20 protein-coding genes and 1 tRNA gene are annotated in these 15,896 nt (G+C 55.7%); 16 read left to right on the top strand and 5 right to left on the bottom strand.

The annotated features are described in order from the left end of the window. Positions 1-46: 46 nt before the first annotated feature. The 5 genes from H9L05_RS00250 to H9L05_RS00230 all read left to right on the top strand — a co-directional run bounded on the left by H9L05_RS00250 (position 47) and on the right by H9L05_RS00230 (position 2,874). Positions 47-304 carry a GAS domain-containing protein gene (locus H9L05_RS00250; RefSeq protein WP_187732555.1) on the top strand — a complete coding sequence of 86 codons (258 nt, stop codon included), beginning with the start codon at positions 47-49 and terminating at the stop codon, positions 302-304. Further along, positions 304-663: a hypothetical protein gene (locus tag H9L05_RS00245; protein ID WP_187732554.1), complete on the top strand. Its 360-nt coding sequence runs from the start codon at positions 304-306 to the stop codon at positions 661-663. Before H9L05_RS00250 ends, H9L05_RS00245 begins: the two co-directional genes overlap by 1 nt. Further along, positions 639-776 carry a hypothetical protein gene (locus H9L05_RS00240; RefSeq protein WP_187732553.1) on the top strand — a complete coding sequence of 46 codons (138 nt, stop codon included), beginning with the start codon at positions 639-641 and terminating at the stop codon, positions 774-776. Before H9L05_RS00245 ends, H9L05_RS00240 begins: the two co-directional genes overlap by 25 nt. An 8-nt stretch (positions 777-784) precedes the next feature. Continuing rightward, positions 785-1,495, top strand: a complete 711-nt coding sequence (locus tag H9L05_RS00235; protein WP_223284628.1) for an ABC transporter permease — start codon at positions 785-787, stop codon at positions 1,493-1,495. A gap of 140 nt (positions 1,496-1,635) precedes the next feature. Further along, positions 1,636-2,874 (top strand): PP2C family protein-serine/threonine phosphatase, encoded by a 1,239-nt coding sequence (locus H9L05_RS00230; protein ID WP_187732552.1) that lies wholly within the window; start codon positions 1,636-1,638, stop codon positions 2,872-2,874. Positions 2,875-2,934: 60 nt separating this feature from the next. On the opposite strand, the gene H9L05_RS00225 is transcribed toward H9L05_RS00230, so the two are convergent. Beyond that, positions 2,935-4,410, bottom strand: a complete 1,476-nt coding sequence (locus H9L05_RS00225; RefSeq protein ID WP_187732551.1) for an O-antigen ligase family protein — start codon at positions 4,408-4,410, stop codon at positions 2,935-2,937. 88 nt (positions 4,411-4,498) lie between these two features. Then, on the bottom strand, positions 4,499-5,635 hold the full coding sequence (locus tag H9L05_RS00220) for a GumC domain-containing protein (RefSeq protein WP_187732550.1): 1,137 nt from the start codon (positions 5,633-5,635) through the stop codon (positions 4,499-4,501). A gap of 295 nt (positions 5,636-5,930) precedes the next feature. Between H9L05_RS00220 and H9L05_RS00215 the strand changes: the two genes are divergently transcribed. The 11 genes from H9L05_RS00215 to H9L05_RS00170 all read left to right on the top strand — a co-directional run bounded on the left by H9L05_RS00215 (position 5,931) and on the right by H9L05_RS00170 (position 13,665). After that, positions 5,931-6,866 carry an oligosaccharide flippase family protein gene (locus H9L05_RS00215; RefSeq protein WP_187732549.1) on the top strand — a complete coding sequence of 312 codons (936 nt, stop codon included), beginning with the start codon at positions 5,931-5,933 and terminating at the stop codon, positions 6,864-6,866. Further along, positions 6,863-7,348 carry a polysaccharide biosynthesis C-terminal domain-containing protein gene (locus H9L05_RS00210; RefSeq protein ID WP_187732548.1) on the top strand — a complete coding sequence of 162 codons (486 nt, stop codon included), beginning with the start codon at positions 6,863-6,865 and terminating at the stop codon, positions 7,346-7,348. Before H9L05_RS00215 ends, H9L05_RS00210 begins: the two co-directional genes overlap by 4 nt. Before the next feature lie 50 nt (positions 7,349-7,398). Then, positions 7,399-8,307 carry an FkbM family methyltransferase gene (locus H9L05_RS00205; RefSeq protein ID WP_187732547.1) on the top strand — a complete coding sequence of 303 codons (909 nt, stop codon included), beginning with the start codon at positions 7,399-7,401 and terminating at the stop codon, positions 8,305-8,307. A 245-nt stretch (positions 8,308-8,552) separates the two neighbouring features. Beyond that, complete coding sequence (locus tag H9L05_RS00200) at positions 8,553-9,656, top strand: glycosyltransferase family 4 protein (RefSeq protein WP_187732546.1); 1,104 nt, start codon at positions 8,553-8,555, stop codon at positions 9,654-9,656. An 85-nt stretch (positions 9,657-9,741) separates the two neighbouring features. Next, the gene (locus tag H9L05_RS00195; protein WP_187732545.1) at positions 9,742-10,374 is read left to right on the top strand and encodes a polysaccharide deacetylase family protein; all 633 of its coding nucleotides are present in this window, start codon (positions 9,742-9,744) and stop codon (positions 10,372-10,374) included. A gap of 95 nt (positions 10,375-10,469) precedes the next feature. Continuing rightward, positions 10,470-11,423 (top strand): glycosyltransferase, encoded by a 954-nt coding sequence (locus H9L05_RS00190; RefSeq protein ID WP_187732544.1) that lies wholly within the window; start codon positions 10,470-10,472, stop codon positions 11,421-11,423. Then, a complete protein-coding gene (locus tag H9L05_RS00185; RefSeq protein WP_187732543.1) occupies positions 11,402-11,572 on the top strand; it encodes a hypothetical protein in 171 nt (56 codons plus the stop codon). Before H9L05_RS00190 ends, H9L05_RS00185 begins: the two co-directional genes overlap by 22 nt. 76 nt (positions 11,573-11,648) lie before the next feature. Then, positions 11,649-12,416, top strand: a complete 768-nt coding sequence (locus tag H9L05_RS00180; RefSeq protein WP_187311067.1) for a TatD family hydrolase — start codon at positions 11,649-11,651, stop codon at positions 12,414-12,416. An 11-nt stretch (positions 12,417-12,427) separates the two neighbouring features. Then, entirely contained in the window at positions 12,428-13,288 is an 861-nt protein-coding gene (locus H9L05_RS00175) for an asparaginase domain-containing protein (protein ID WP_317175046.1), read from the top strand. After that, a complete protein-coding gene (locus H9L05_RS25580) occupies positions 13,195-13,494 on the top strand; it encodes an L-asparaginase family protein (protein WP_317175171.1) in 300 nt (99 codons plus the stop codon). Before H9L05_RS00175 ends, H9L05_RS25580 begins: the two co-directional genes overlap by 94 nt. Before the next feature lie 83 nt (positions 13,495-13,577). Beyond that, positions 13,578-13,665 (top strand) — tRNA-Ser (locus tag H9L05_RS00170). 92 nt (positions 13,666-13,757) lie between these two features. Here the strand turns inward: H9L05_RS00170 and H9L05_RS26600 are convergent. The 3 genes from H9L05_RS26600 to H9L05_RS00155 form a co-directional block, all read right to left on the bottom strand. Continuing rightward, positions 13,758-13,985, bottom strand: a complete 228-nt coding sequence (locus tag H9L05_RS26600; RefSeq protein ID WP_394368454.1) for a sensor histidine kinase — start codon at positions 13,983-13,985, stop codon at positions 13,758-13,760. 26 nt (positions 13,986-14,011) lie between these two features. Beyond that, positions 14,012-15,355 carry a HAMP domain-containing sensor histidine kinase gene (locus tag H9L05_RS00160; protein ID WP_187732541.1) on the bottom strand — a complete coding sequence of 448 codons (1,344 nt, stop codon included), beginning with the start codon at positions 15,353-15,355 and terminating at the stop codon, positions 14,012-14,014. Between the two features lie 84 nt (positions 15,356-15,439). Then, positions 15,440-15,886: a hypothetical protein gene (locus tag H9L05_RS00155; protein WP_187732540.1), complete on the bottom strand. Its 447-nt coding sequence runs from the start codon at positions 15,884-15,886 to the stop codon at positions 15,440-15,442. Positions 15,887-15,896 lie beyond the last annotated feature (10 nt).

The raw sequence follows: 15,896 nt of genomic DNA, 5'->3' as shown, positions 1-15,896 counted from the left end.
TGACAGTACATTTGCTTTCCATTCTTCTGCCCCGAAGCCCGCTGCCGTGACTGATTCCGAATTTGATATCCTCGACGAGCTGTACTTCGTCACTTCCTTCCGCGATTTGCTGCAAAAAACAGGTCTTTCTGCCTTAGCTCTCGAAAAAGGGCTACGCAACTTGCTGGAGCAGGAGTACATCAAGTCGTTCTACCCGGACCCCGACACCGAGCAGGCCTACGAAACCACGTCCTTCGGCGCCATCAGCCGCGACAGTTTCTATCTGGCCACCAAAGCCGGTTTGTTGGCCCACAATACCCGCTAATGGCGACGGCTGCCCCGGTTTTGGCGCCCGTAGCGCCCGCCACGCCGCCGGCCCGGCCGCCTGGTTATTATGTGCGCCGCCGCCTGTGGCGCAATGGGCCGGCTATGTTTGGGCTGGGCTTCATCCTGATTTGTACGCTGATAGCGCTGGCCGGCTACTGGGTGCTGCCCGACAACTCGCCCAATGCCAATAACGGCTTGGTGCAGCTGCAAAAGGAGCCGCCAGGTTTTTCAGCCACCGTGCTGCGCCGCCCTTGCCCGAAGCCGCGCAGAGCACCGATTCGGATAATATCTTCCGTACCTGGCTCCGGGGCCGCGCGCCGCGCTTTCAGGAAGTGCCTATTGGCGGGTATAAGGTAGTTGGCGATTCGGTGCGGATTCAGCCCTACCGCAACCACTCGGCCCTCGCCGATTTGCCCACGCGCTACTCTCTGGCCGAGCTGGGGGCAAAAATGCCCCCCAATCCGAGTTAAGAAACACCGTGGAAAATGAGCGCATCATTCACCGCACGTACTGGCTGGGCACCGACAAATCGGGGCGCGACATGCTGAGCCGCTTGCTGTTGGGTACGCGCATTTCGCTGGGTATCGGGCTGGTAGCGGTGCTGATTTCGCTTACGCTGGGCATGCTCATTGGGGCCGTGGCGGGCTACGTAGGCGGGTGGGTCGATAGCGTGCTGATGGGCCTGATGACGGTGGTATGGAGCATTCCGGGCATCATGCTGGTTATTGCCATTTCGCTGGCCCTTGATAGCAAGGGCGTCTGGACCTCCTTTGTGGCTGTGGGCCTTACTATGTGGGTTGATGTGGCCCGCGTGGTGCGGGGGCAAATGTTGAGCTTGCGCGAGAAAACCTTCGTAGAAGCGGGCCGCGTATTGGGCTTGCCCCAAAGCCGCCTCATTGCCCGCCACCTGCTGCCCAACATGACCGGGCCACTTATTGTAATTGCAACCAGTAACTTTGCGGCGGCCATTCTGCTGGAAGCGGGCCTGAGCTTTTTGGGACTTGGCGTGCAGCCCCCGGCCCCTTCCTGGGGCTTGATGGTGAATGAAGGCTTCCAGCTTTTGGGCACAGAGGCCGGCTTATGGCTTACGCTGTTGCCAGGGTTAGCCATAAGCCTATTGGTGCTCAGTTTCAATCTGTTAGGAAATGGGCTGCGCGACGCCTACGACCCCAAAACACCGCTGAGCTAGCGCCTCGCTGCGGCGAAATTGCTAGCATCAGTTAGTATTTTGAAGTACTTTCAACACAACTGCACGTAGAGAGTATTCATTCTTACTCCTTGGGCAGCAGCCTTTGCGCTGCGTGCAGTCCACAACACACTACTTACTCCATGCCTACTCTGCAGGCCATGTCGCCAGAAAAAAAGCTCTTCTTACGGGAGCGGGAACTGAATGCACTGCTGGAAATTACCCAAGCTATCAATCACGACCCCACGGAAGACGCGCTTTACAAAATATTTCAGTTTACCCTGCTCGGACAGCTCAATATTCGTCGGCTGGTGCTGTACGTGAAGGAAGAAGGGGAGTGGGCCTGTATGGTGTCGTTTGGGTCCGATCTGGCTGATTTCCGGCGTATCCAGCTTCCTGAGGCCATTAGCGACAACTGTATTACCACCCCTTGTCCGGTGCCCGCCCTGAACTTGGGTCCGGAGTGGCAAAATCTGGAAACCGTCATTCCGGTCGTGAACAACGGCAACGTGCTGGCCTACGTGCTCATAGGCAACGTGCAGGCCGATTACGTCAGCGATGAGGCCACCAAGTTTCTGGAAACCCTCAGCAATATTCTGGTAGGCGCTATTCAGAACCGCCGCCTGGCGAAGCAGCGCATCGAGTCGGCGGCCATGCGCAAGGAAATCGAGATTGCCCAGGAAGTGCAAACTATGCTTTTCCCCCGCCAGCTGCCCAACGATGCTGGTGTGGCGGTATGTGCCAGCTATGTGCCTCATACGGCCATAGGAGGCGATTATTACGATGTAGTAAACATCGATGTTAATCGGTTTCTGTTCTGTGTGGCCGACGTTTCGGGCAAGGGAGTACCGGCTTCGCTGCTCATGTCGAACTTCCAGGCGGGGCTGCGTACGCTGCTGCGCCAACAAGCCGACCTTTCCACGGTAGTATCGGAGTTGAATAACCTGATTTATCGCAATGCCGTGTCAGAGAAGTTTATCACGGCTTTTTTCGGCATTTATAACCGCGCTACCCGCGAGCTGCAATACGTGAGCGCCGGCCATAATGCCGCCATTCTACTGCCCGACTCCGGCCCGCACCAGCTGCTATCGGAAGGCACAACTATGCTGGGTATCTTCGAGGATTTGCCATTTCTGCACGTGCAGTCGCTCATGGTACCGCCTCGCTCTCTGCTGCTTACCTACACCGACGGCCTGACGGAAGTGTTTAATGCGGCCGGTGAAGAGTACGGCGAAGAGGGCGTAATCGAGTTCCTGCATCGTGCCCGCTACTTGCCGCTGAAAGTATTGCACCAGGAAATTCTCAAAGAAATCGAAGCTTTCAACGAGGATGGCAACTCCTTCGCCGACGACGTAACTATCCTGAGCTGTCGGTTTAAGTAACAACACTATTTCACAAAAAAGCCCCCCAATTATTAGCTGGGGGCTTTTTTGTGGAATATCTTATTCCTCAAGCGCTACGTTCTCGTCTCTGATCCAGCCTTCTGCTCGCATGAGAATGGCTAACGCGATATAAAAGAAGGAGCCTATTTTATCGACCTCCACCAACTCGTTGAGTAACAAATGAGCAGTGATGATAAAAAGCGACAAGCCGGCCGCTAGTACAATGCGTCTGTGCTCAGCCGACTGGCTACGATGGTAAAGGCGTTCTACCATAAGCAGAGCCGTAACAACGAGGAGGGTAAACAGGAGAAAGCCAGCAATACCCTGCTCGGCAAGCATGAGCAGAAAATAATTATGCGTCGTTGATTTTTCGGGGTTGTGGCTGACGTAGGTGCGGAAGCTCGATACCGTGTAGCGCTTGTATTCGGGGTAAAACGTGTTGGGGCCGCTACCCATGATGGGTCGGTCGCTGATCATATGACCGGCTGCCACCCAACGGTACACACGCTCCATACCGGAGAGGTCTTCTAGATTGTAGGTTGCCTGTAGGTGCTTGCCAAAGTCTTGGCCGTTGAATACGGTTTTCTCGAAGTTGGGCGCATACAGCATGTAGTTATTCTGATTCACAAAGTAATAGGTACCCACCGCTGTGGCTATGGCTACCGCTACCAGTACTACTCGTGTTAGCCGCCAGCGAACAATAAAGTAGAAGCCTATGGCTAGCGGCAGCGAGGCCATAGAAGCGCGCGTGTAGGAGAAGAACACGCCCAACAGCAGCATCACAAATGCCCCCCGCCACAGCCAGCGCCAAAACGAGCTCAGCTCCGGCCGACGCGCCCCATACAAAGCATAAGGAAGCAGCATGGAGATGGTGGCCGCGTAGGCAACGTGGTTTTTGTAAAAGGGCAGTACAGCGGGATTAATGCCATCAAATGAGAAGCCGAGCCCAGCGTGGCGCACGAAGGCGTAGACGGCCGTAAGGGTAGCTCCGGCAACGTGGCAGGCGACTACACCCCAAATGTCTTTGGGCCGCCGCAAGATAAGGAGCGTCACAAAAACGAATGGAATGATGTACCATGTTTTGGCCAGTAAATACTTGATCGACTTGACAGTATCAACTGAAACTAGGGTAGCTACCATCGACCAGAGCAGGGCTAGGCCGATCAGGATAACCAACGGATGTACCCAGAATCGGCGGGGAATCTTAGCGCGACCTAGCAGGGTATTTACCCCAAAACAGGCCACCAATACCAACATCAGTGGCTCGGAAGGCACGTCGAGACTCAGGCCGCCAGGCAGCGGAATCTCAACTGAGAAAGCCAAGGTAAAGAGTAATACATAGTATACCCAACGCCAATCGACAGCCAAAACGGCTAAGCCTACCATAGCAAGGGGCAGAGCTATCCAGAGCGGTTGATCGAAGAACAACGCGCTGCCTCCAGCCACCAGTACGATTCCTATGAAAGCCAAAAACAGGCGGCGGTCGGTTTTAGGAATAGCAGTGGTAGGAGCAGGAAATGAGGATTTGCCCTCCATAGATCAGCTTTTGCGTAAGAAAAGTCCGTGGGAAAATGCCCCCCCAGTGCGGTGAGATAGCATGCCTTCACCACTTCATTCGTATTGGCTAGGCTACCTGCTCCGACCGGTTAACGACCTTCGGCTTCATTAAAGTCAGATTATTACGATAAAGCTCCAGCAGCGTAATAAAGATTACGGATAGCGCAAAGGTGATAAACATGGCCGAAAGCACGATAAGGGGCCGAACAGGCTTAGCCTCGCGAGTGGCCGGATAGGCTTTTTGTACTACATAAATAGATGAAATGTCGCTGCTGATGGCTAGGCGCGCATTCTCATACGTAGCCTGTGCCTCCACTAAACGCTCTTGTAAGGACTCATAACGCATGTAAAGAGCAGTTACCAGGTCGGCACCCGCTAGGTAGTTTTCCAGGTTAATAATGTTGCCACCATCTGCCTGAGTAAGGCCACGCATGGCGCGTCGTAGGCCGGCTACTCGCGCTGCCGAACCACCACCAGCCGCTAATTCGCCTTCAGCGCGGCGTAGCTCAGTTTCCGTTTCGGCCAATTCTTTAGCCAGGTAGCGCGATTCATAGCCGGATTCGGTCTCTAGGCCTAATCGGCCGAAGATGCCGTACCGCTGCCGCGCATCTTCGAGGCTATCGCGCACCTGGGCCGACTCTTTCTCCAGAAACGTAGTTCGATTGCGGTACAGCGTAATAATACGACCCCGGTTTTCCATGGTCAGACGCTGGTTGATGGAGTCGATGACTTGTACCAGGGTATTGGCAATGTTAGCCGCTCGCACCTTATCCGTGTCATGAAAGGCGAGCTCAATGGCGTCACGGTTGCTATGCACAATGCTCAGGTTGTCAGTGTACTCGTCGAGCACAGCTTGGTCAGCCTTTTCGGTTCCTGGCTTGCCCGCCTCATAATGCTCATACAGATTATACCGCTTGATAATTATAGCAGCTACAGGCTGAGACTGACCGATGGTAATAATTCGGTCTAGGTCTTCGGCGCGGCCGCCCAGTGCCAGACGCCCGCCTTCTTCTACAATGCGGTCAGGGTCGGTGCTTTCCGGGTTTGTAGGATAAAAAATTGACGTAGAACGGTAGACATTGGGCATTTGCCACGCTACTAGGGCACTTACCACTAAAGCCAGGGTGACAGCTAAAAGAATCAGATTGCGCCACCGAAGAATAACGGGCCACAAGCCCATAAGGGAGAACGAACGGGATGACATAAAGGAAGTTAGAGAATCAAGCCGGTGCAAATTGCTGCAGTCGGTTGTCACAAGGGCCAAAACGGGGACAAAGTTACTCGAATCGGCTTATAGTTGGCTTGTGCCTTACTACAAGTGTTGCCAACGCGCACCTAAGTCCTGCCTTCCCAACCACGCAGAGGCCTTATTTATTATCTGGCTCAATATAATGATTGCGGTGCTTGCCTTGAGTCGCCCTGCTACCTTTGCTTAATTTTGCCCCCCACTCAGCTTTACTTGTATCAAACGCTTCCTCGGAAACATCAGCTTTGCCGTATTGCTCAACCTGTTGGTAAAGCCGGGGTGGGTATTTGTTGAGAACCTGGTGCAAAACCAGCTTGGGCACGTGGCGTTTGGCACATTCACGGCCTTGTCGTCGCTCACCATAATCCTGGCTACCTTCTCCGATGTGGGCCTGACGCACTACACGGTGAAGCGGGTGGCAGCCGAGCCGACATATCTGGCCACCTATTTTCCGACCATTCTGCCCCTGCGTGCTTCGCTCAACTTTCTGGCGTTGGGCGCTTTGCTGGGTCTGGGTTGGATAGTGGGCTACCAGGGCGGGCAGCTTACGTTGCTGGCTATTATTGGCTCAGCTCTGCTGCTAACACAGTACGGACAGTTTTTGCGGGGCACCCTGCAAGCGCATCAGCGCTTTAATACCGATGCTGTATTGTCGGTGCTGGAGAAGGTGCTGCTGCTGGGTTTGGTGCTGGCCTTGTTGCCCAGTGGCTTAACCTTAACTGGTTATGTGTGGATGCGGTTTGCCGCCGCTGCTTTTGCTGCGGTGTTGCTCTATGGGCTCATGGTGCGGTTGTTTGGGCGGGTGCGCTACCGCTGGCACTGGGGCCACGCGCGCATGGTACTCCGCGAAACCCTACCCTTCGCCCTGATAACGCTGCTCTATGGTGCCAATGAGCGGGTAGATATGGTGATGCTGGAACGGCTCGCTTCGCCGGCTGAGGCCAGCTATTATGCCGGTGCCTACCGCTGGGTTGATGCCGTGATGATGTACGTCTGGACCATTATGCCCTTGTTTTTCGCCCGCTTCGCCGCTGCTTTAAATAGCCGCTCAGAGCAGCGCGACTTGCTGTGGTTTGGGCAGCGCATTGTTACGCTGCCGCTGCTGCTGGCCTGCGCCTTCGTACTGTTTCGGGGAGAGGTACTATTCTGGCAGTTTACCCACAGCACCCCGCCGAGCTGGCCCGTATGACGCTGTGCCTCAAGATATTATTCCTGAATGTGCTCGTGCACGGGTTCTTTGCCATCTACAGCTCTCTGCTCAACAGTACGCACTACGTGAAAACGGTAAGTTGGCTGGTAGCCTTGAGCCTAGCACTCAATGTAGGCCTGAACCTGATGCTACTGCCTCGCTTTGGAGCCGTAGCCGCCGCGCTGAATACGCTCGGCTGCGCCGTGCTGGTGTCGGGTGGCTACGTGTGGCTGGTGCAGAATAGGGCGGGGGTGGCTGTGCCGTGGCTGTTGCTGGGAAAGCTGCTGGGGGGCTTTTTGCTGCTGTGCGCGGGTTGGTACGGTTTGCAGCAAACGTTGGCTCTGCACTGGCTGCTGGAAAGTCTGCTGGCAACCATTGGCTTTGGCGTGCTTAGTGTGGTGCTGGGCTTAGTGCCCTTGGCTGAGCTGAAGTCGTTTCTGCGGCTTGGGGCCGGCGCAAAATTGCCCCCCAACGCTCCATAAAGCCGCCCCAGACTCCCGGCTCTTTGTTCTATTGTATTTGATTTGTTCCTATGAATACCGATTTGCTGCACCAACTCGAGCGCGTAGAGCAGCTGGCAACGGCCTCCAAGCTGCTCCGGCTGCTCCGAGCGCCGGGCCGTTACTTGTATGCAATTGGGTTTCGTTTGCTGCGCTATCGGGCCACCAAAAAAGGTGTGATGAAGCAGGCCGATACCTTCTTTGGCACTCCTATGACGGTCGTGTTGCCCGCCGGTACTGATATTTACCTCACCGGCGGCAAGTCCCACGATTCAGAGATTCGTCTAGCTCGCTTCCTTATTCAGCGCCTGCAGCCCGGTGACGTATTTGCGGACGTTGGCGCACATTTTGGCTACTTCTCGCTGCTGGCGGCCCGACTGGTTGGCCCAAAGGGGCAGGTGATTGCCTTCGAGGCATCGGCCACGACCCACGCCGTGTTAGGCCAAAACGTAGCCGCTGCCGCCGTTGTGAAGGCGCACCACTGCGCCGTTTCTGACCAGCAGGAAACCATTTCCTTTTACGAGTTTCCTATTCTGTACAACGAATTCAACTCGCTGGATGTAAAGCAGTTTGAGGGTGAAAAATGGTTTAAGGAGTTCAAGCCTACCAAAATCACCGTGCCCGCCGTGACGCTCGATGAGTTCTTCACGCGCTCCGGTCAAGTGCCCGCGGTGCTGAAAATTGATGTGGAAGGAGCAGAGCTAAAGGTGATAAAAGGGGCGGTGAAGCTGCTGGAGCGCGCCGCGCCGGCCGTCGTGCTGGAATATCTGGAGCCCAAGCGCCATAATACCGGCCACCAGCAAGCAGCGGCCTTGCTCCGCGAATTAGGCTATCAATCGCACCGCATCGGCCCCGATGGACAACTTATCGTCTGCGCCGACCTTGATGCCTATCTGCAAGCTGAGCAGATTGACTCCGATAATTTTGTGTTCGTGAAATGAAGTACCACCCTGCAATCAGCTTAAAGCTGTCCTCTTAGACCGTCATGCAGAGCAGAGCGAAGCATCTCGCGTGCTGATGAGAGGTTAGTAACCCAAATAAACACGCGAGATGCTTCGCTCTGCTCTGCATGACGGTCTAAGATTTTACTTCCCGCTTAAGCTGAAGTTACATCAAATTATAGCTCATTAACCTTTTCAAAAATGCCCCCAGCCCTCTACACATAGCCGTCAACACCCGTTTTCTGTTGCCGGGCGACACGCTGGAGGGAATCGGACGCTTCACTTTTGAAACGCTGAGTCGGGTGGTGCGCCAGCATCCGGAGCACACATTTCATTTCCTTTTCGACCGGCCCTACGACGCGCGTTATGTGTTTGCCGCCAACGTAATACCGCACGTGCTGTCGCCGCCGGCCCGCCATCCGCTTCTGTTTGTGGCCTGGTTTGAAGGTGCCGTAGCCGCGTGGCTCCGTCGGCACAAGCCGGCCGTGTTTCTGAGCACAGATGGCTTCACCACGCTGGCTACCTCGGTGCCCCGCGTAACGGTGGTCCACGACTTGGCGTTCGAGCATTTCCCGCAGGATGTAAGCTGGCTGGTGCGCCGCTACTACCACTTTTTTATGCCGCGCTTCGTGCGGGCCTCCGCGCGGGTAATTGCCGTATCGGAGGCGACCAAGCAGGATTTGATGCAGACTTATGGCCTCGCCGCCGACCGCATAAGAGTGGTTTATAATGCGCTGGGGGGCAATTTTGCCCCCCAGGCCGCTCCGGAGCAGGCCGCTACCCGCGCCAGGTTTAGCCAGCAGCAGCCCTATATTTTATTTGTGGGAGCCTTGCAGCCGCGCAAAAACCTGGTCAATCTGCTGCGGGCTTTTGAGGCGTTCAAGACCCATACGGGCTCCGCTACGCAGCTGCTTATTGTGGGGCGGCAGGCCTGGAAAGCGGGCCCCATCTTCGAAGTGTACCAGCAAATGCGCCACCGAGAGGCAGTCCGGCTCACTGGCCGCGTGAGCGACGCAGAGTTGGTGCAACTGTATGCCGCCGCCCGCGGCTGCGCGTATGTTCCTTACTTTGAGGGTTTTGGTATCCCCATAGTTGAAGCCCAGGCCAGCGGCTGCCCTGTCATTACCTCCCGTGTTAGCTCCATGCCGGAAGTAGCCGGCCTGGAAGGTGCTTTATTGGTTGATCCTGTTGATGTGGCCGACATCTCCAATGCCCTCGAGCAGCTCGATACGAACCCTGAGCTGCGGCAGCGCCTGATAGCGCGTGGCCTGGAAAATGTGCAGCGTTTTTCCTGGGAGCGAAGCGCCGAGCAGCTATGGTCCTGCCTGCAGGAGGTAATAAAAAAGTAAATGGGGTTTCTTATACCTATATGAATGATGGCCTAAGCTAAACAATTGAACAAATAACATCTTATCCGTCAGTGTATTAAACCCTATGCTTACTCGCCCGCCCGCTCTCTTACATTCGTTGTTTCCCGGTTGCGAATGGCAGCACCCGACGGCGGAGCGTATTCTGTATTTAACCTTCGACGACGGCCCCATTCCCGAAGAAACGCCCTGGGTGCTCGATCAGCTAGCTGATTATAAGGCCAGCGCAACCTTTTTCTGCGTAGGCGACAATGTGCAGCGCTACCCCAGCATTGCTCAGCGCACGGTAGCCGAAGGACACCGCCTCGCCAACCACACCCATCATCATCTGAGCGCCTGGGCTCATTCGCGCGCTACGTATCTGCAGGATGTAGCTCAGTGCCAGCAAGTACTGACGGAGCGGAGCTTGCTGGAAGCCGGTAAGCGGCCCTTGCTGCGCCCGCCTTACGGTCGGCTAACCTGGCCGCTGCTGCGCCGCTTGCGTCCGCAGTATCGCCTGATCATGTGGTCGGTGCTGACCCAGGACTACGACCAAAATCTGCCCGCCGAGCGCTGCCTGCATCAGTCCATAGCCGCCACCCGCCCCGGCGATATTGTCGTGTTTCATGATAGCCAGAAGGCCAGGCGCAACCTGCGCTTTGTGCTGCCGCGCTATCTGGCGCATTTTGCGGAGCAGGGCTTTACCTTCGCTTCTCTTTAAAGTAGTGAAATAGTGAGTTTGCTGTTATTACGGCGCAAACCGCTCAGATAGCGCAAACAGAACAGCAAATTCACTATCTCACCACTCACCATTTCATGCTGGCGCTGCTCACAGGGTATTTTGGGATTTGGTTTGGGGTGATGCTGGTTTCAACGCTGCTATTTGCGCTGCGAAAAGGGGCGAAGCCTGCTCCCGTAGCAAAGCCGTTGCCACGCGTTAGCATTCTGATTGCTGCCCGCAACGAAGAAGCCGCTATTGGGCGCTGCCTGAGTGCTGTTCGGGCGCTGGATTACCCCGCTGCGCTAGTGGAAGTACTGCTCGGCGACGATGGCTCCACCGACCAGACGCGTGCCCATGCCGAAGAAGCAATGCAGGGCTATGGGGGGCTTTTTCGCTGTATTTCCATCACCGAAACGTTGGGAGCCGCCCGTGGCAAAGCCAATGTGTTGGCTCACCTCGCCCGCGCCGCCACCACCGACTTTTTCTTTATTACCGATGCCGATATTGCCGTGCCTCGCACCTGGCTGTCGGGTATGCTGGCGTATGCCCGGCCGGGTATCGGTACCGTTACGGGCCTCACCGTTGTGCGCGGCCCCCGGCTTTTCGACCGGCTTCAGGGCTTGGATTGGCTGCTGTCGTTGAGCTTAGTGCAGGTAGTGACCGATCTGGGAAAGCCCGTGACGGCCATGGGCAATAACATGCTCGTGACCCGCGAAGCTTACGAGGCCACTGGCGGCTACGAGGCGCTGCCTTTTTCCGTAACCGAGGATTTTGAGCTGTTTAAGGCCATAGTAGTGCGCGGCTTTGGCTTCTGCAATGTATTCCGACCCGAAGTTCTGGCCCTGTCCCTGCCCATTGCTACACCTTTGGGCTTGCTCCACCAGCGTCGGCGTTGGCTGCGCGGCGTCGAGGCCCTGCCTTGGGGTTTGAAGCTGGGCTTGCTGGTTTATGGTAATTTTTACCTGGGCGTGCTTGCCTTGGCGTGGCTAGCCGGACCCGGACCGGCGTTGGCGGTGCTGGGGGCAAAATGCTGGCTCAGGGGCTATTAGCTGCCATCGTTTTTCGGCGCGTGGGCTTGCGCGCGCCTCTGGAACTGCTGCCTGCCTTCGAGCTTTATACCGTTTGGCTTACGGTGAGCCTGATCGGGTTTCGGCTCCTGGGCCGGCGCTTCAACTGGAAAGGTCGTACGTACTCGTAAGCAATGGAGCTGGGGGTGAGGCTCCGGCTACAACGCGCCGTGCCGTACATTTGCTTCACCACCCGCATTCCACCCCATGCACCTGACCGATTCGCACGCTCATATCTACTCTGAGCAGTTCAAAACCGACCGCGACGCCACCCTGCACCGTGCCTTCGAGGCCGGCGTTACCACCATCGTCATGCCGAACATCGACCACACCAGCGTCGATAGTATGCTCGAAACCGAGGCCCGCTTTCCCCGGCAATGCTTCGCCATGATGGGGCTGCATCCGTGCTCGGTGGGCAAGCACTTCGAGAAAGAGCTGTACCAGGTGGAAGATTGGCTGGGCAAGCGCCCGTTTGCGGCGGTAGGGGAGTGCGGCCTCGATTTGCACTGGGACAAAACCTTTTTTGCCCAGCAGCAGGAAGCGTTGCGCGTCCAGATTGGTCTGGCCAAAAAGTTTAAGCTACCCCTCGTGCTGCACACCCGCGAGGCCTTCACCGAAACCGCCGACCTTATTGAAGAAGCGCAGGATGGCAGTCTGGGGGGCGTTTTTCATTGTTTTTCAGGAACTAAGGAAGAGGCCGAGCGCGCTATTAAGCTTGGGTTTAAGCTAGGCATCGGCGGAGTGGCAACCTTTAAAAACGGCGGCTCCGACAAGGTACTGCCCGATATGGCGTTAGAGCATCTGTTGCTCGAAACCGACTGCCCGTACTTGGCGCCCGTACCGCACCGCGGCAAGCGCAACGAGCCCGGCTATCTGCCCCTGATAGCCCGGCGCGTAGCCGAATTGCTGCAAAAAGACGTGGAAGAAGTGGCCGCTGCTACCACGCGCAATGCGCAGGCCCTGTTCAACTTATAGCCCCTTCCGCCTTGTTCCCTATCGTTGATATTCAGACCGCCGCCCACGACGGGCAGGTTAGCGCTTCCATCCTGGTGCTGTACACGGGCGGCACGGTGGGCATGGCCTACAACAAGCGCGGCGAGCTGGCCCCCATGCGCTTTCGCCAGGTCAGCAAGCTGATGCCCGAGCTGCGTCATCTGCGCATGCGCGTGTCGGTGCTGAGCCTGCCGCATCCCATCGACTCCTCAAACGTGACCGTGGCCGACTGGGCGCTCATGGCCAGTATCATCCGCGACCTGTACGACCAGTACGATGGCTTCGTGGTGCTGCACGGTACCGATACCATGGCTTACTCGGCCTCCGCGCTGAGTTATCTGCTGGAAAACCTGGCGAAACCCGTGGTATTTACCGGCGCGCAGGTACCCGTAGGCCGCATCCGCACCGATGCACGCCGCAACTTCATCACGGCCCTCGACATTGCCGCCGCCCGCCACCCCGATGGCTCGGCCCGCGTGCCCGAAGTCAGCCTGTTCTTCAACACCTTATTGCTGCGCGGTACCCGGGCCAAAAAGGTGGAGAGTCAGCATTTTGCCGCTTTCAAAAGCGAAAATTTGCCCCCCCTGGTTAAAGCGGGCATCCATCTCGACTTCAACGATGCTATTATTCGCCCCCTGCCCACGGCGCCCCTGCGCGTGCACACCCACCTCGACGAGAGCGTGGCCATTCTCAAGCTTTTCCCCGGCATAACTGAAAAGGTGGTGGGTGCAATTCTTGGTGTTGAAGGTCTGCGGGCTGTATTCTCGAAACCTACGGCTCGGGCAACGCACCAACTCAACCCTGGTTTCTGCGCTGCCTCGAAACCGCCCAGGCCCGCGGTATTCACGTCCTGAACGTGAGTCAGTGCGAAGAAGGCCGCGTAGAGCAGGGCCGCTACGAAACCAGCGCTTCGCTGCTGGCCCGCGGCGTACTGGGCGGCGACGACATTACCACCGAAGCCGCCATCACCAAACTCATGTTTGTGCTGGGTCAGAAAAAAAGCCCCCCAGAAACCATTCGCTTGCTCACCAGCAACCTGCGCGGCGAAATTACCCTCTAACCCAATCTCCGCTGAAGGCTACTTCCGCGGCTAGCTTGCGTTTGCGGAAAAAGGGGCGTTACTTTGCCACCGCTTTCCCATCCAGAGAGGTGTCCGAGTGGTCGAAGGAGCACGCCTGGAAAGTGTGTATGGCTCAAAAGGTCATCGTGGGTTCGAATCCCATCCTCTCTGCTAAAAACCTCCATTGGCACCTTGCCGATGGAGGTTTTTGCTTTTACCAACAAAAGATTTACCTCCGGTTCATCTATGTATGGATTATAGTATCACGAAACTGGTATTGATAAAGGCAAGGAAATGATAAAACGAGTCCATCCAGCTGGCTCCGACTCAACGGTTAAATTCCCTTTATGAGTTTTGATAATGTCCTGACTAATAAATAGTCCTAGGCCAGTTCCCTTGGAGGTAGGCTTGGTCGTGAAAAATGGAGAGAATAACTGGGCTTTATCTACCGCGGAAATGCCTTGACCGTTGTCCTGGATGCTGATCTCCACGCCTGCCGGGGAGAAAGACGTTGTCACTAGCACCTGGGGGCAAAAGGCTCCCCTAATAGCAACTTTTCCTGTAAAGAATAGACCGCGTTATTGAGCAGGTTCACGAGCACCAAAGTCATTTCCGCCGGTAGGATGTTCACGCAGCAGGTAGGCTGTGCTATGTCTTTTATAAATTCCACGGAGATGCCCTTACTGGTTATCTGGTTTTCCTTCTCATAAGTAAGTAGCTGGGCTTCGATAAAGGCGTTGACTTTGGTTTCAATAAAGATGTCGGACTTGGCTTGCAACAGCTTATCCATGCTTCGGACTATTCTGGTTAAGCTGAAGCCGTGCTCTTCAATTTTTCCGGTGTTATGCTCAACCATTGTAAGCAGTGGGATTACCTCGGTTTGCACGTAGTCATCGGCGACGTAGGGTGGGCTGGTTAGCAGTTCTTTACTTTCCTTCAGGAATTCGTTGGACAAAGCGGCGAAGTTGCTGACGTAGTTTAGTGGGTTCAGGAGTCGGTCGACCAGCCCTTTGGTCAATTGCCCCATCGAGGCCAGCTTCTCCTGGCGAATGAGTTGTTCCTGGGTTTCTTTAAGGTCGGTCAGCGTTTTTCGCAGGTCAGCCAGCAACTCGTCGGACTTTTTCTTTTCCAGCAGCAGCTCGCGGGTGCGATCTTCCACCTCCTGCCGAGCCAGGGACAGGTCGGTAACCATTTTATTGAAGGCAATCCCCAGCTCCCCAATCTCATCGCGCGATCTGCTATAGACCCGCTGGGTGAGGTCGCCCCGGCCCACGCGCGTAGCCGCGTCTCGCAGCTCCAGCACGGGCACGGAGATATTGCGGGCTAAGCCGAAGCCAATGATGATACCGATGCTGAATACCAGGAAGCTAAACAGCAGAGATGTCAGCCGAATCTGCTTGCGGCTTTGAATGATATCCCGGGTAGAGGAGGCCAACAGGATTTCGCCGCTCATCATGGGCGTGCTGAAAGGCGCCCGCTTTATCACCGTTGTATCGTTGGAAGTTGCCTGCACCGCAACCACCTGGTTCGTCGGGTAGGTTTTAAATACAGTTCGCTTGATTTGATACTTCGTGTGCTGGTTATTCCAAATCGTATCGGTTTGCAGCAAGCTCACAAACTGTAAGAGCGGATCTTGCTTGACGAAATCCATCGCCGTCTGCACGCCCTCAAAATTTTGCTCCGTCATCGCAATCTTTACCCCTAACGCGACCGTGTTGGCGTGGTTCTGCACTTCCTTATTGAAGTTGTTCAGCAGATACCGCTCCTGAATCGTGGGCAGATAAAACATCACGAAGAAGGAAAAGAGGAGAACGATGCTGGTCACCGTCATCCATATCTTGGTCTTGACCGTCAGGCGCAAGAGCCTAAAACTGGGGAGGAGCAAGGACCATTTCAAGCTATTTGGCATAAGCTACGAGCAGCAGTAGGGAATGGCGACGCATACTTACAGCGACTTTCTTCCATCGATGAGGATAGTTTTGCCGCCGGTGGGAGGCTGATTCACCACGCCAATGGCTCCTGTGGTCTGCGCGATAAACTCTTCCAGTTCGGCTTCGGAATTAAAGAAGTTTGGCGCATCCGCTTTCCCTTGGAAGACGAGGGCCAGCCAGTACTTATTTAATTCATTGGCGCTCATGTTATAAATCTTTTGGCCGGTATTGACGCCAATGGGCGTGCTGCTCTTCATCAAAGCAATAACCACTTTACTTCCATCGGGCCAGCGCAATCGCTCGCCCCGCATGACGGCTTTCAGCTGAGCCATTTTCATTTCCGCCGGCGCCCCTTTGCTATTGGCAATCACCACCAGAGGCAATACCTGCGCCCGGGCGGGCAGACAGGTGCCTATACTAAGAAATACTATCAGGAAAAGTAGTCGACCTACCCACGTCATAACGTTGTTA

It is taken from the genome of Hymenobacter qilianensis (assembly GCF_014489555.1).
Classification (GTDB): Bacteria; Bacteroidota; Bacteroidia; order Cytophagales; family Hymenobacteraceae; genus Hymenobacter; species Hymenobacter qilianensis.
Note: the sequence above shows the minus strand (reverse complement) of the source record. Positions and strands in the feature narration are given on the sequence as shown.